This window comes from Bacillus sp. SD088 (genome assembly GCF_017355205.1).
In the GTDB taxonomy this organism is placed as follows: Bacteria; Bacillota; Bacilli; order Bacillales; family Bacillaceae_C; genus Lederbergia.
Genome location: NZ_JADIJK010000012.1, coordinates 1 through 14,403, shown reverse-complemented (window position 1 = coordinate 14,403; position 14,403 = coordinate 1). Strand labels below are relative to the sequence as shown.

The window sequence follows — 14,403 nt, the reverse complement described above, 5'->3', positions numbered from 1 at the left end:
ATTGAAAAATGTTAAAGAATACATGGGCTTCACCCTTTCTTAGTCTAGGCTTTTTATCGTTTCCTTTAATTGATCAAAATTGTATCCTACTTTCGAGAAAGTTGCTCCTATAAATACAATGAGAGATGAAATCACAATCGCAACCACAAAACTATATAAATTTTCCCCTATTACATATAGTGGAATACCTAAGACCAATCCAGCAATCGTACCTGTTGCAGCCAGTTTCCCAGTGATGTTCCTATTATATAAACCAGCGATAACTGGAACGACTGCAGCTGCTGCAGCTAAATCAGCAAAAAGTAAAATTTGTAAGATCGATGGTGCCCGAAATGCAACAAGCATTGCTACAACTGCAAAAACAATCGTTGAAATTCGCGCAACCTTTACTGCAGCTTTTGGATCCATATTTGGCAATAAACTTTTCATAATATCTAGTGACGCTGTCGAGGAAAAAGCGGCCAATGCATCTGAGCCTGTTGAAGTTGTTGCAAGGACAATAACTAATACAAACAGCATTGATCCCCATTCGGGTAACACTGTATGAGCTACTAATGCCGTACCGATCGATGTATGTGGCAGATCCATCCCCATAGAAATCGCAATCAGCCCGAAAACTCCGGCAATTATAGCCATGGGGAAAGTCATAATCGAGGCATTTACTAATCCCTTTTTTACAACTTTAAAATCTTTTGCTGAATAAACACGTTGCCATAACGCCTGATTTAACAATTCAGCTGAACAAACTGCAATAATGATCATCAATGCAAATTCTACACCAGATGCATGGAAGATATTCATCATTTCTGGTGCATTTTTCACCACACCTTCATACACAGCACTCGTTCCACCTAGATTACGAAAGGCAAAGAAGGCAACGACAAATAGTAGCGGAGTTAACAAAATTGCTTGAATACTATTGGTAAAAATCGCCGCACCAAGTCCACCATAAGTAGTATAAATCATGACTGGAATTCCGATAATTAATACACCTGCGTAAATAGGCATTCCACCGAGATACTGAAAGGCAATGCCTGCACCAATCAAGTTGGCAACTAGCAAACAGAAAAGATAAACAATAATGACAAATAAAACAACGATAAACATAAAATTTCCATAGCGCGCTTTTACAAATTCCCCGATGGTGTTTCCCGCTGGAAGAAGTTCCTTAATTCTACGAGAAATAGGAATGAAGACAAGGTAGGCAATCGAAAGTGCTAGTGCGTATCCGATCATTGCCGTCATACCATCTAAATAAGCTGATTCAGCTGGTGAAAAGATCAACCCTGTACCAACCGCATATGCAATAAATGTTGCCGTCATAAAGGCAACCGTTATATTACGACCAGCCGTGAAATAGGAATCATTATTTTTCATCTGTCTTTTACTAAATAAATACCCTAGAACAGAGATAGCGAGCATTAGAATGATGCTAAATACAATCATATATAAACCAAAAGTGTTCAAAAATGTATACCTCCCCTGAATGTCCCTTTTATAAAAAAATGAATATTATCTTATTTAAAAATATAATCATTCACCTTTTCAATGGTAAAACGAATATTTACTAGAACAAAAATCATAATAACAGTTAATAACCGAACAATCAACCGAAAGATATCATTTAGCTCCTAATTATTAAATTTTTGTCAAAGATACCGATATATCCCTTGGGTGAAAGCAAAAAGGGATATAAAGAGAAATTCATCATTTAAAATTGGGGGTTAAGAATATGGTACAACTATTGGCCCTTATTTGCTTTGGACTCATTACAGCATATTTTGCTAGCAAAAAAGGTATCATTCAAAAGGCAGAGGTATAGAAGAATTCCTTGAAGATATACTGAAAGGGAAATTAACTAGAATACAGTTTACCTTTGGCTTTATCGGATTTTTACTTTCATTATTACTCGTTGTGGGGCGGAATAAACAGCAACTGATTAAAGAAAGTTATACCAATTTTTCAAAGACTAGAGTATTTCAGTTTCTAACTAAATGGAGAAAAAAGATTATTATATCCCTTATCCTCCTGATTGGTTTTGGTTATAGTTTTGCCGCCGTGGGATATTATTATAAGCAATTTAACATTGAACGGAATCCTGAAAATTACTATTTCAATCAATCTGAAAAAAGAAGTGAGGAACCTCTTTCCTCAACCCAACAGGAACTTATATATCAATTTTTAAATGGAGAAGAATATATTATCAAGGGAGTAACCTTAAAATAGGCGGAAGACACAAAAGGTAAATTTAAAATTTTTGGCTATATCCTTGGCATATCCCTTATCTTCTATCTAAATAAGCCCTTATAAAGCACGCGCCTAAAGAAAGCCTTCAAATAGCAGAGGTTTGTAACAAAACAAACATCTTTTATAACATAGTTGGTAATCTGATTGTAATCCCTCTCTAATCTTCATTTGATAAGCTTATCTATGAAATGAAGATTGAGGGAGTTACGAAATGAACATAAAAGCTTTAATATGTAAATTCTTAAAAAGACATAAATACAACTACTATACAGATGAATGTATTAGATGTGGAAAAACGAAGAAATAACTTTACAGAAATAAAACAGCGGGCCTGTCCCAAAAGTCGAAAAAGAAGGAGGAATCATTTCTCCTTTTTTTCGTTGCCGAAGACTTTTTGGACAGCCCCTTCCAATTTCGATAATCTAAAAGTCTTTCTTTTATTCTGGGATTACTTTCTGGGTGTTCTACTTTTTCCGAGTGTGAGAAGTTCTTTCCTTTTGTTCGTTGATTTAAAACGGTTTTATCGCATCAACAATGAGGGAAACAAAACCAAGTTCTCCATTTTTGTTTCTGTGATCAAATCGTTTTGATCGATAAATAAACCCTTGATGTTCATCCCAATCATTATAATGAAATTTACCCCTTTCATCGCAATACTCTAAAAGGGAAACATTAAAACCAGCCTCTTCAAACATTGACGTAATCGTTTTATAATTATGAACAATTTTATGGCTTGCAGCAGGATGATCTTTAGGCCCCGGCCCCCCTACTTGTACGCCAAGCTGATAATCTTCATTAGGGAAAAAGCCATCAGGTACAGCACAGCGAACATATCCTCCAGACTTTAGAAATTCAAAACATATCTTTGCAGCTTTTACCCCTTCTTCATAAGTTAAATGTTCCCAAACGTGTTCGGCTAGGATCGCTTCTAACGAATTCCGAGTAAAATTCCCTTCCCAATCAGCCTTTTTTAATAAATTTAATTCCGTTTCTTGCGTTTGAAGCCAAGTCGAATTGTTATCATATTCTCCTGCACCAATCACAATTTTTAAATTTTCTTGTGTATTCATTTAACTATTCTCTCCATTCATCAATTAATAGCGCGAGTGGATTCGCTAAAGCGACATAAATGAGTTATATATTTCTCCTATAATCCCTTCCATTTGATGAACGCCTAATTCTGCATTTGTCATGATAACAGCACCCTTTTCTGAGTGTGGAATCGCTACCAGCATACATTGAAAGCCTACTCCCCAACCGAGTGATGTAATTGTTAATTCGTTTTCAGAGCCTTCAAGAAACACCCCTAAGCCAGTCCAATTCATACCTTTTTGCGGGGTGATCATTTCTTTTGCTAAGCTTGCTGAAATGCCAATTTTACTTTCTCCTTTTAGGGCATTTAATAACTCAAGAACTAATCTGGCTAAATCTAAAGATGTTGTCCATAACCCAGAAGCAGCTGGATAAGGATAGATAGGATACTTACCGTCTACTAATTCACCGTTTTTATTATGACCACAAGTGAGTTGCTTTTTATCCATCTCTAACACTGTTGTATTAAAATAGCTATTTTCCATCCCTAATGTCCTAAATATTAACTCATTCACCACCTGGTCAAACTGCTTCTCGGTAACATCTTCGATGAGCTGCTGAATAACACAAAAACCTGCATCTGAATAGTGGAATTCGCTCCCTGGTTCGCACTGTACTTTAATAGGAACTTGACAATAAGAGGTTTTCCCCTGTAATAATTCGGTCATAACAGGGATTCCTATTTTTGCATTCAGTTCAGAAAAACTACCCTCAGGATCTTTAATTCCAGATTGATGACTAAGCAATCTCTTTAATGTAACGCTTTCATTTCTCGTAAACTCATTTTCCGGTACCTTCCACGATACAAGTCTTTTATTTATATTCTCATCTAAATCAAGAAGCTCTTCACCTACTAGTTTCATAGCAATCATTCCTGCTAAGAACTTGCTAATAGAACACGCACTAAAAACAGAACTTTCATTTACTTTCCTTTCGCTTTCTACCTCTAGTAAACCGTAATTTTCTGTGCTACTAATTTTCCTGTTCACAATCAATGCAATACTTAAACCAGGCACATTATAATGCTTCATTCGTTCTTTGATGTTAATATTTTTTAATCTCATATTTATTCCCCTTACAAAAAATGTTTTCAAGTAAGATTATAACAGGAATATACGTTCTCATACAGGAATTTGGCTCAATTAACATTTTATTTTTCAGTAAACGATTTTGGTGCACAAATACCCTTTCTATTGAAAATAATAAAAGGACTAGGTACCAAGAAAATCATCAATGTTCTGGTGCCTAGCCTTTACCTATAGCCCTAATAATCGCTATCCAATTTCTCTGTCACCGTGACAAGCATCTTTCCAAAATCCCTAATTCTTTCCTGCACTCGCTTATCAATGATGATATTATCCTCAGGGTCAAATTGGTCAAAGTTAACAAATACATTCTGTGGAAGAATCATTCCTCCAAGAAAACGAATGATTGGCTCCAAATTGAACTGCGCCACCATAAAATGCTTATCCGAACCAGCGTTGGAAATATAACCAACCACTTTTCCTTTAAAAGCTCGCTCTGGCATTAGATCCAACAGATTTTTTAAGCTCCCAGAAATCGATGCCTGATAAATCGGCGTACCAATCACGATACCATCCGCCTGTAAGATCTTGTTTATAACTGTTTGGGTATCGTCATTATAAACAGATAATGGAAGTCCTTGCATAAACTCTATATCAAAATCCTTTAGGTCAATTAACTCAATTTCTACATCCGAATTGGCTTTCTTCGCAGCATGTAAACAATCATAAACCATCTGAGATATCTTTTGACCTGAGAGCGCTCCAGAAATACCGACAATCTTCAAAAAAATCCCTCCAAATTACAATTTCTATATAGTGAACAGCCCACCACTTATCACTTTTCAGATTGATTGAAGTGGATACTTCTTGGGTAATTACCACTTTTCGTAGCAGATGAATTGGGCCATGTTAACCCTTTGTTCCGAAAATTTATATCTACATCAGGCAATCACCAGTAAGCGTATGCCTTCTTTTTGATATTCAGTGTAGTGTTTAAAATCATATTTCTATTATAGCACTTCAAACGTCACTTTAATTATTCAGAAACCGATTTTCCTTCAAACCAACTGTGAGGAAATGGATAACGGCCAATTGATTTTACAGGAATTGAGATTGCAGGCTGTCCATTTTTTTCTATATTCACTTTATGATGACACCTCCTAAAATAAATGATACTATTAGTGGTGATACTAATAGTAATAATTATAATAAAAACTAATTACGGAGGGATGTGTTATGCAATTTTTCCCATTAATGGGGGCATTCATCTTTGGATGCATTACTCTTTTCACATTACTAGTCACTTTAGGTACACCATTAGGTGAATTTACGTTAGGAGGAAAATACAAGATTTTACCTACTAGAATGAGAATAACAAGTGGGATATCGTTGATTGTTCAAATTATTGCAATTATAACTATACTTGTTGCAGGTGGAATAATTGCTATCAGTTTTCCTTTTAATGCTGAGAGAGTATTATGCATTTTCTTTGGTTGTTATCTGTTATTAAATACGGTACTGAATGCCATATCTTCTAGCAAAAAAGAAAGGTATTTAATGACTCCTTTATCTTTATTGTCATCTATTTGTTTTTTTATTACCGCATTTTCATTTTAAAAAAGGAGCTAATGCTATGGATAATATTATTTTGGGATTTCTTATGATTCAGGCTTCGACGATTTATCAATTGCGACAATTTATCAAAGACAGCTTATCAACAGTTAGCAGTGATAGTACAGGTAGTATTCAAGCAGGAATAAAAAAATTATTAAAAAAGGAATTAATTACTGTCCAAGAACAAGTGGAGAACGGCGTAAACAAAAAAACTTATTTTATCACGGAGGCTGGGAAAAAGCATTTTAAAGAATGTATATCCATTCCAATGTTATACAAAGAAAAGAATATGGAATTAAGTAAATTTTTCTTCCAAGGATTCGCTAATAAATCAGAACATGAAACATTTATCAGCCGCTATATTGAAGAATTGGAAAAGGAACTAGATCATTTAGAAGCTATTAATACATCGATTAATCAAAGAAACAATTTCAGCGCCGAATATATTAACAAATTAAAAGAGGCTGGTGGTGCCGCAGAATTTATGACTGAATCTGGCTTGAAATCAATTGCCTATTTCCAGCATGCAACATTGGACTTAGGTATAGAGAAGATTAAATTTGAAATAGAATGGTTTAGAAAATTTCAATCTAAATTAAAATCCGAGAGATAGATCATAACAGAGGAACAAAAGGGCTTTAAAGAACAACAAGTGCTAGCGTCTTGCTCAGAACATGAGGCCTCAACGGATAAAATCTCTCGTGAAGCAGTCTACTGGCTGGAAATAGTTGATATCTAACGTGGGTGATTCTGTTTTTTGGAAATCCAAGTCCGAAAGAGAAAATCCGCAGAATACGGATATACGCAAGCCTGTTTTTTAATTTCATTATAATGTATACCCTAACGGATTTCTTCTTCCTAATTGTATCATTATGTAATTTAACGCTTCTTTTTAATATGGCAAGGGGACTAGAAAAAGGTGTCTCTCGAAAATTCAATGAATGAGAGACATCTTTATTAAAGCTGTTTTACGGGCATTTATGATCAGCTTAAACAGTATTGCAGCGGAGAGGCAAGCCAACGAAGAAATTCGCAGTGTCATTTTTACCGGAATTTTGAACATCCCCTTATCGCACAATCCGAAGGTTCCTCATCAGTTTCGATCCTCCCTCCAGGCAATGTCCACAAAGTGTTACCTTGATATGTTTGACGAACCATCAATATTGAATCATCTTTAATAATTGCTGCACAACTCCTAGTTCCCATTCTGTCTCCTTTCTACCTTGACGATACATTTTTTTGTTTAGCTGTTTAAGTACAATCCTCACAATAGCAACTACTCTACATGAATGTTCTCAAAGCTGAAACACCAAACTAGCCGCTGCAACGAGGATTTACTTTCAGTTAATTTGAAGCATTAGAAAAGAGTTTTTCAATCTACTTATTTTTGCAAAAATCAACAACTTCACTATAAGATAGGTCCCCACCAAATAAATCTAATGAACTTCCTATCGTTAAATCTAATTTTCCGCTAGATAGTTCGAAAAAAGTCTCTACATCCTTTAACGATCTTATTCCACCTGCATACGTGGTTGGAATCGAAACCCATTGAATTAATTGTTTAACCAAGTCTTCTTGAATTCCAGTACGTTTTCCTTCCACGTCAACTGCGTGTATCAATAATTCATCACAATACTTCTCTATTTCTTTAATATTCGATTCATTAACCTCAAAATTACTAAATTGAGTCCATTTGTTTGTCACTACAAACCATTTACCGTTTTTTTGCTTGCAGCTTAAATCAATTACTAACTTATCCTTCCCAACTTCGCTAACCAATCTATTTAATCTATCTATATTAAGTTCGCCATTCTCAAATATATATGAGGTAACAATTATATGGGAGGCCTTATTTTCGAGGTAAAAAGAGGCATTTTCCGCTGTAATACCACCTCCAAGCTGTAAGCCCAAAGGGTATTCTTTTAACGCCTGTATTGCAGACTCTTTATTCCCCTCCCCTAACATTATTACATGTCCTCCCTTTAAATTGTCCCTTCTAAACATTGATGCATAATATGCGGAATCATAATTTGAAACAAAATTTTCAACTGTCCCCTGATTGAAACTAAAAGTATCTCCTATGATTTGCTTAACTTTCCCTTGATGGATATCTATACACGGTCTGAATTTCACTTTTACCACTATCCTTTTCTATTAATGAGCGATGAACTCTTAACTTCTGAATTTCAGTAATCGCGATTTTTACTGAACAATATATATTACACGCTGTTAAACCATTCGGGTGGTTGATTATTAATGTAATCGTGGGTTTCAATTATATATCGAGTTCTTTCTTGGACGTACTCTAAATTCCCCATTGTATAACCACCAATTTGGCTCGCATGCAAATTTAATGCAACAAACAAGTTATACTTTCTCCAGAATAAATCAGGAATTTTGTTATCAAAGTATCCCATTACCTGCCCCTTAGCAAAATAAGCGCTTACCTGAACAGTATATTTGGGTAATTTGAAAAAATCCTCTAATGGGTCCCCCCAATCAAATGAATCAAAATCAATAATACCATTTAATTTCTTATCCTTTATAATTAAATTTTGAGGATGAAAATCGTCATGTTGAAAACAAATCGGACTATCCTTGATAATCGATATGTTCTCATCGATATAACTTTCCATAAATCTCTGTTTATAGAAAGTAAGTCCTAATTTTTTGCATGTCTCTACTTTATTTAGATATTTTTCTAAGCGTTTATTATACCAATTAATGGAGCTATCGTGAGTGATTAAATGAATCTTTTTTAGTTCCTTTCCAGACTGCACCCCAATCTTATATTGTAGATCCGTTCCTAATGTTGGCAAAGCTACATCTCCGCTCATACCATTTATGTATGACAATAATAAATAACACACCTGCTCCTCTTCGTTTAATTCAAATATAATTGGTTGTTGGCACAAAACATTATTTTCATAGTGTCTCTTTAATAAATCAAATTGCAGCTTAATTCTATCCCTTTTCTCAATGTTGTAGACTTTCAATAGATATAATGGTTTGTCGTTACCTGAAGAAAGCTTTAATTTTTTGGCGCTTGAATATCCAGATGCTAATTCTTTATATCTGTCCACGGGTAAATGGTGATAAGAAATAATATCTTTTATATTAATCATTTATTCTCCTTTCTATTTTCATAATCTTATATGATCGAAAGTGAATCTCCATTGTAAGTTGCTTTTTTAATTTAATCAATTTGAGTTATCTTTTTTTGTATCTTATTATTATAAAATATTCATATTCCTGAATATATAGACTTCGGTAAAAAGAAGTTCCTAATATTATTGTTATCCCATATACATAAGAGTAAAAGGCTACGGGAGTAGAAATCATTGAATAAACAAAATAGCAGGTTTAGATGGGTTGTATTTGCTGTTGTGACATTTACTTATTTATTCATGTCGAGTCAGCGAACGGCACCAGGTTTGATTACAGACCAATTGATGAGCGATTTTGCTATAACGGCCTCAACAATTGGATTATTGGCAAGCATACAGTTTTTTGTATATACCGGTTTGCAAATTCCAATGGGTATTTTGGCTGATCGTTTTGGCCCCAATTTTTTTCTAATTATTGGAGCTATCCTGACAGGGGCTGGTACGATTATTTATAGCCTTGGTACACATGAATTTATCCTGCTTTTCGCAAGAATACTGACAGGGATAGGGGATGCGACGATCTGGGTCAATTTGGTGTTAATTTTAAGCCAATGGTTCAGTGCAAAGGAATTTGTAAAATTAATTGGCTTAGCTGGAATGACAGGAAGCCTCGGGTTCATTTTGGCAACAGTTCCTTTTTCTTTATGGATTGACCTACTTGGCTGGAGGATGGCATTTTTTACAGCAGGACTATTATTGTGCCTATGTGGGTTATTTCTTTATTTTGTACTTGTAAAAAAGCCGCAGCAACCAGTATTTGTAAAGAATGAAGCACAACAAGAAAAAACGCTTGTTTTACTCAAAAGAATCTGTTCAAGTTGGCAAGCATGGGCTTTATTCTTTTGTCACTTTGGGATGGTCGGTGCGTATGTTGGATTTATCGGTTCATGGGCAGTGCCCTATGGAATGAATGTGTTTGGGATGACACGGTCAGATGCAAGTCAGCTTATTTTGGTTGGCCTAATCGGGGCACTTATTGGTGCACCGCTATCCAGTTGGATTTCAAGTCGATTAGAAATGGTGAAACGCCCATATGTTGTGGTTCATACAACAATGTTATTGAGCTGGTCTGTCTTTGTGATCTTCACTGGGAAGCCGCCGATTTTCTTGGTTACAATCCTTTTCTTTGTTATCGGCCTTTGTTATGGGGCATGTATGCTAACCTTCGCCTTCATCCGTCAATCTTATCCTATATCAGAATCCGGCCTTGTTTCCGGGTTTGCAAATACAGGCGGGTTCCTGAGTGCCGTATTGCTTCCAACCATTTTTGGCAGTATCTTAGACCATTTTCAGGCTTCAGGCAATATAAACGCCGGCTACCACTACGGTTTCATCATTCCAGTCATCTTTTCCATCATCGGTTTAATCGGAGTGCTTTGTATTAAGGAATATAAGGGTGAGCGGCAGGTACTTACCGATTACGCTCGTCACCAATAAAACGAAAGAGGATGCCGCAGGAAAAACGAAACTCACTTTTCCGGCGGCATCCTCGATAAAGTCGACTTTCTCTATAAATCCTAGTAAATCAACGTTTATAGGTGATCTCTTACATTATTTCACCCATAAATCATTTTCTACCTATGTACGCACAATTGTAAAGATTATGTAAATGTTCAGTTTTATATTGAAAGCAGTCAGAGTGTATCATACATTAATTATATCGAAAGTTGATATTGTTGGTTTCCTATACGATGGAATCTGGTGGTCTTCTAACAAGTGGGGATAAGAATGTAGAGGGTAGAATCAAGAAATATAAAACAACTACCGAAAAGAGGAACTAATCCTTATGGAAGCCCGAGAAAAGTACATGAACTCTTCAAGGAACTTAAAACATAACAAAAAGGAGTTACCGATGAAAAGAACTAACTCAAATAGGGGATTCAAGTCACTTTTAGAAATATTTTTAGTTTCAACACAACTTGGGCTAACATCTTTTGGTGGACCAACAGCTCATTTAGGGTATTTTCATGAAGAATATGTACGGAAAAGAAAATGGATGGATGAAAAAGGTTATGCTGATTTAGTTGCTTTAGCACAATTCTTACCGGGGCCTGCCAGTAGCCAAGTGGGAATTGGTATAGGTGTTATGCGTGCAGGGGTATTAGGCGGAATTATATCCTTTATTGGGTTTACATTACCTTCAGTTATTGCACTCATCCTTTTTGCCTTACTGCTCACTGAATTCGACATAGGTAGTGCTGGATGGATACACGGATTAAAAATTGTAGCAGTAGCAGTAGTGGCACATGCCATAATGGGTATGGCAAAAAAGTTGACTCCTGACTTAAAAAGAAAAGCCATTGCCTTATTTGCACTACTTGGTACACTTATTTGGCAAACAGCTTTTACGCAAGTAGGCGTCATTTTAATAGCTGCACTTTTTGGGTTTCTTCTATATAAACAACATCAAGAAAAAGAAGAAGTTGGTTCGCAATTTCCAATTGCCAAAAGCGTTTCAGTGATGTGTTTACTATTGTTTTTCGTTTTACTTTTCCTTTTACCAATTATCAGGGAAGCAACCGGATCGTACTGGGTCGCTATGTTCGATAGTTTTTATAGATCAGGTTCTTTAGTCTTTGGTGGTGGTCACGTAGTTTTACCTTTGCTAGAACAGGAACTTGTGCCAAAGGGCTGGATAAGTGAAGCAGCATTCTTAGCTGGTTATGGTACTACACAAGCAGTTCCAGGTCCTCTATTTACTTTTGCTGCCTATTTAGGTGCTGTAATGAACGGATGGCAAGGTGGATTAATAGCAACGGTCGCAGTATTCTTACCTGCTTTTCTTCTTATACTCGGCGCACTACCATTTTGGGATATTTTACGAAACAATCCAAAAATTAAAGGGGCAATAATGGGTGTAAATGCGGCGGTTGTGGGAATATTAATCTCTGCCTTTTATAATCCAATTTGGACGAGTTCAATTTTAGCTCCTATCGATTTTGCTTTGGCTGCAATTTTATTTAGTATGTTAGTTTATTGGAAACTACCTCCCTGGATTATTGTGATGACTGGTGCAATTGGCGGATCACTCATGACGTTAATTTAAACCATCTCATACCAGGTGGTGAAGGTTAGCCCCATTAACTTATTTTAAAAATTATAACCTCATAGAGATTGCCAACTATAAGTACGTGTTCAAACAGGAGGATAAGCTAAAGGGCCTGACGTCCTGTTAGCAACGCCCACACTAGTATATCCTGTACGTCGAAAGTTCGAGGCGCGCAGTTTCGAGTACAATGATAGCTCCCGCCAATCTGCATCGCCCGAAGGAAAAGTGATTTTCTTTTCTGAGGAACGTAGAAACAAGCCTACAAAGAATTTTGCAGTATCATTTTTACCTTACTTTTTGAACACCCTCTACAATAAATTTGGACTAATCTGCAAGCAAACTGATGTATGTATTAAAATTTTCACTTAATAATTTGAACCTTTTTGATCGCCCGGCCATCTATTTCAATTATTTTAAATGTTAGATTGTTACGCTCTATTACCTCTCCCTCATCAGGAAAATCGCTAAATTCTTTTAACAGATAACCAGCAAGAACATCCTCTTCTTCTGGAATTTCTGTATGGAAAATAGAATTTAAACGATAAAGAGTTATTTTCCCATCACAGATAATTTCAGTCCCTGTCAACTTTTCAACGAGTTCTTCCCCTTCGAGGTCCGTTTCATCTTCAATTTCAAAACCAAGCATTGCCTCGATGATATCTTCATGCGTTAGAATTCCTTCTGTTCCGCCATACTCTTCTAAAACAATTGCCATATGTTTTTTCTCTTTTGTCATTTTACTTAAGACCCGTTCAATCGAATGAAATTCGAAGATATATAATGGATCTATATCACTAAATGCTTCCAATGGTTTCTCTGGTTCAGTTGACCAAGATATCAAATGTTTTGAATGGAAGACGGCGACAATATCATCAATATCTTCTCTATAAACGGGATATCTGGTAAACGGATTTTGAATCACAACGTCCCTTATCTCTTCAAAAGTAGCCGTAGTAGGTAATGCGATAATCTCTACCCTCGGTGTCTTCAATGCATCTTTTACATTTAAATTGTAAAAATCAAGTACTCCCTTAATACGATGAGATTCTGCCTGATTAAATGTTCCTTCCGAACCTGCAATATCAATCATAGTACGTAATTCTTCCTTTGAAATGGATACATCATTTGGTTGCCCCTTTAAAAGCGCCCTTGTAATAAAGCCAGTAAGCCAATTTAGAACGATCGTTACCGGTTTGAAAATAATAACAAAAAATCGAATGACCGGATAGACAAGGAATGCAATACGATCTGGGAATACAGCTGCTACTGATTTGGGTATTACTTCAGAAAAGATGATAATCGCAACTGTTAAAATTGCGGAAGCAAACCCTATATTAAATCCATATTGAATTGCAATCGTTGTCACAAGGGTTGGAAGCAATATATTTGCAATATTATTTCCGATTAAAATAGTCGTAATAAATTCACTTGGTTTAGAAACCAAATTTAAAAGTTTTTCAGCCTTTCTATCATTATTACTAGCTTTAGTTTGCAGCCTCATCCTATTAGTAGCTGTCAACGCTGTTTCACTTCCAGAAAAGAAAAATGAAACAAATAATAAAAAAATGATCGCAATGATCACAAGAAATTTCCTCCTTAAAATGGAAAATTTACGTAATATTATGCATTAACAGATTTCTCTGTATCATCAATACTCTCTTCGACTACAGACAAATCAATTAACTCGTTGTCCCTCGAATCCCATCGGTTATTTGGATTATTTCATCCCTTTTTTCAATTAGAACTTTTCCTTCGATAGAAAAGTTAACTTCTAAATCATTAGATTCTGCTTGAACAAGATGGTTGGAACTACCGGTGGACAGGAGACCGAAACAAGAAAAAATAACAATAAGAAATTAAAATTTTCACTTTTTATTCTTATTGTGATCAAAAAGAAAACCAAGTAAAACCAATAACACGCCCGACATTAATAGTATTGGTATCAGATGAAATTCATCATCTATATTTTTATGCCTAAAAGCCCCTATTAGAATTAAAGCGGTCATACAAACGAAAAAAGCTGCCCAATGGAAAAAGTTATTATATTTTTTTCAAAAATAACATCTCTGTTCTCTTATTTTTCTTAATATTAATATATCAGGGGTGCCCTTATATATAGAAAAAACAAACTTACTTAAAAATGCAGAATGGGTTAGAGAAGAAAAAGTGCCACACTTAATAGTTATGTCACACCTAGACGGAAAAATCA

The 14,403-nt window shown here is 35.5% G+C and carries 12 protein-coding genes; 4 read left to right on the top strand and 8 right to left on the bottom strand.

The window, feature by feature from the left end; all coding sequences use genetic code 11:
* Window positions 1-39: 39 nt before the first annotated feature.
* The 4 genes from IPU53_RS11835 to IPU53_RS11820 form a co-directional block, all read right to left on the bottom strand.
* Window positions 40-1,467: a sodium:solute symporter family transporter gene (locus IPU53_RS11835; RefSeq protein ID WP_207450948.1), complete on the bottom strand. Its 1,428-nt coding sequence runs from the start codon at window positions 1,465-1,467 to the stop codon at window positions 40-42.
* A 1,289-nt stretch (window positions 1,468-2,756) separates the two neighbouring features.
* Window positions 2,757-3,317, bottom strand: coding sequence for a class I SAM-dependent methyltransferase (locus tag IPU53_RS11830; protein WP_207450946.1), 561 nt, complete (start codon window positions 3,315-3,317; stop codon window positions 2,757-2,759).
* A gap of 45 nt (window positions 3,318-3,362) precedes the next feature.
* On the bottom strand, window positions 3,363-4,403 hold the full coding sequence (locus tag IPU53_RS11825) for a serine hydrolase domain-containing protein (RefSeq protein ID WP_207450944.1): 1,041 nt from the start codon (window positions 4,401-4,403) through the stop codon (window positions 3,363-3,365).
* 200 nt (window positions 4,404-4,603) lie between these two features.
* Window positions 4,604-5,149 carry an NADPH-dependent FMN reductase gene (locus IPU53_RS11820; RefSeq protein ID WP_207450943.1) on the bottom strand — a complete coding sequence of 182 codons (546 nt, stop codon included), beginning with the start codon at window positions 5,147-5,149 and terminating at the stop codon, window positions 4,604-4,606.
* 451 nt (window positions 5,150-5,600) lie between these two features.
* Here IPU53_RS11820 and IPU53_RS11815 point away from each other — a divergent pair, with 451 nt between their 5' ends.
* On the top strand, window positions 5,601-5,981 hold the full coding sequence (locus IPU53_RS11815) for a DUF308 domain-containing protein (protein WP_207450942.1): 381 nt from the start codon (window positions 5,601-5,603) through the stop codon (window positions 5,979-5,981).
* A 16-nt stretch (window positions 5,982-5,997) separates the two neighbouring features.
* Window positions 5,998-6,591 (top strand): PadR family transcriptional regulator, encoded by a 594-nt coding sequence (locus IPU53_RS11810; RefSeq protein WP_207450941.1) that lies wholly within the window; start codon window positions 5,998-6,000, stop codon window positions 6,589-6,591.
* Window positions 6,592-7,022: 431 nt separating this feature from the next.
* Here IPU53_RS11810 and IPU53_RS25625 read toward each other — a convergent pair whose 3' ends face one another.
* The 3 genes from IPU53_RS25625 to IPU53_RS11795 all read right to left on the bottom strand — a co-directional run bounded on the left by IPU53_RS25625 (window position 7,023) and on the right by IPU53_RS11795 (window position 9,103).
* Complete coding sequence (locus tag IPU53_RS25625) at window positions 7,023-7,136, bottom strand: NUDIX hydrolase (protein WP_396019947.1); 114 nt, start codon at window positions 7,134-7,136, stop codon at window positions 7,023-7,025.
* Between the two features lie 219 nt (window positions 7,137-7,355).
* Entirely contained in the window at window positions 7,356-8,111 is a 756-nt protein-coding gene (hisA, locus tag IPU53_RS11800; protein WP_207450939.1) for a phosphoribosylformimino-5-aminoimidazole carboxamide ribotide isomerase, read from the bottom strand.
* 86 nt (window positions 8,112-8,197) lie between these two features.
* Window positions 8,198-9,103: an aminoglycoside phosphotransferase family protein gene (locus IPU53_RS11795; protein WP_207450938.1), complete on the bottom strand. Its 906-nt coding sequence runs from the start codon at window positions 9,101-9,103 to the stop codon at window positions 8,198-8,200.
* Window positions 9,104-9,319: 216 nt separating this feature from the next.
* Here IPU53_RS11795 and IPU53_RS11790 point away from each other — a divergent pair, with 216 nt between their 5' ends.
* Both IPU53_RS11790 and IPU53_RS11785 read left to right on the top strand, forming a co-directional pair.
* The gene (locus tag IPU53_RS11790) at window positions 9,320-10,582 is read left to right on the top strand and encodes an MFS transporter (protein ID WP_207450937.1); all 1,263 of its coding nucleotides are present in this window, start codon (window positions 9,320-9,322) and stop codon (window positions 10,580-10,582) included.
* 415 nt (window positions 10,583-10,997) lie between these two features.
* A complete protein-coding gene (locus tag IPU53_RS11785; RefSeq protein WP_207450935.1) occupies window positions 10,998-12,191 on the top strand; it encodes a chromate transporter in 1,194 nt (397 codons plus the stop codon).
* Between the two features lie 364 nt (window positions 12,192-12,555).
* Here the strand turns inward: IPU53_RS11785 and IPU53_RS11780 are convergent, their stop codons facing one another.
* A complete protein-coding gene (locus IPU53_RS11780) occupies window positions 12,556-13,776 on the bottom strand; it encodes a hemolysin family protein (RefSeq protein ID WP_207450934.1) in 1,221 nt (406 codons plus the stop codon).
* Between the last annotated feature and the right edge of the window lie 627 nt (window positions 13,777-14,403).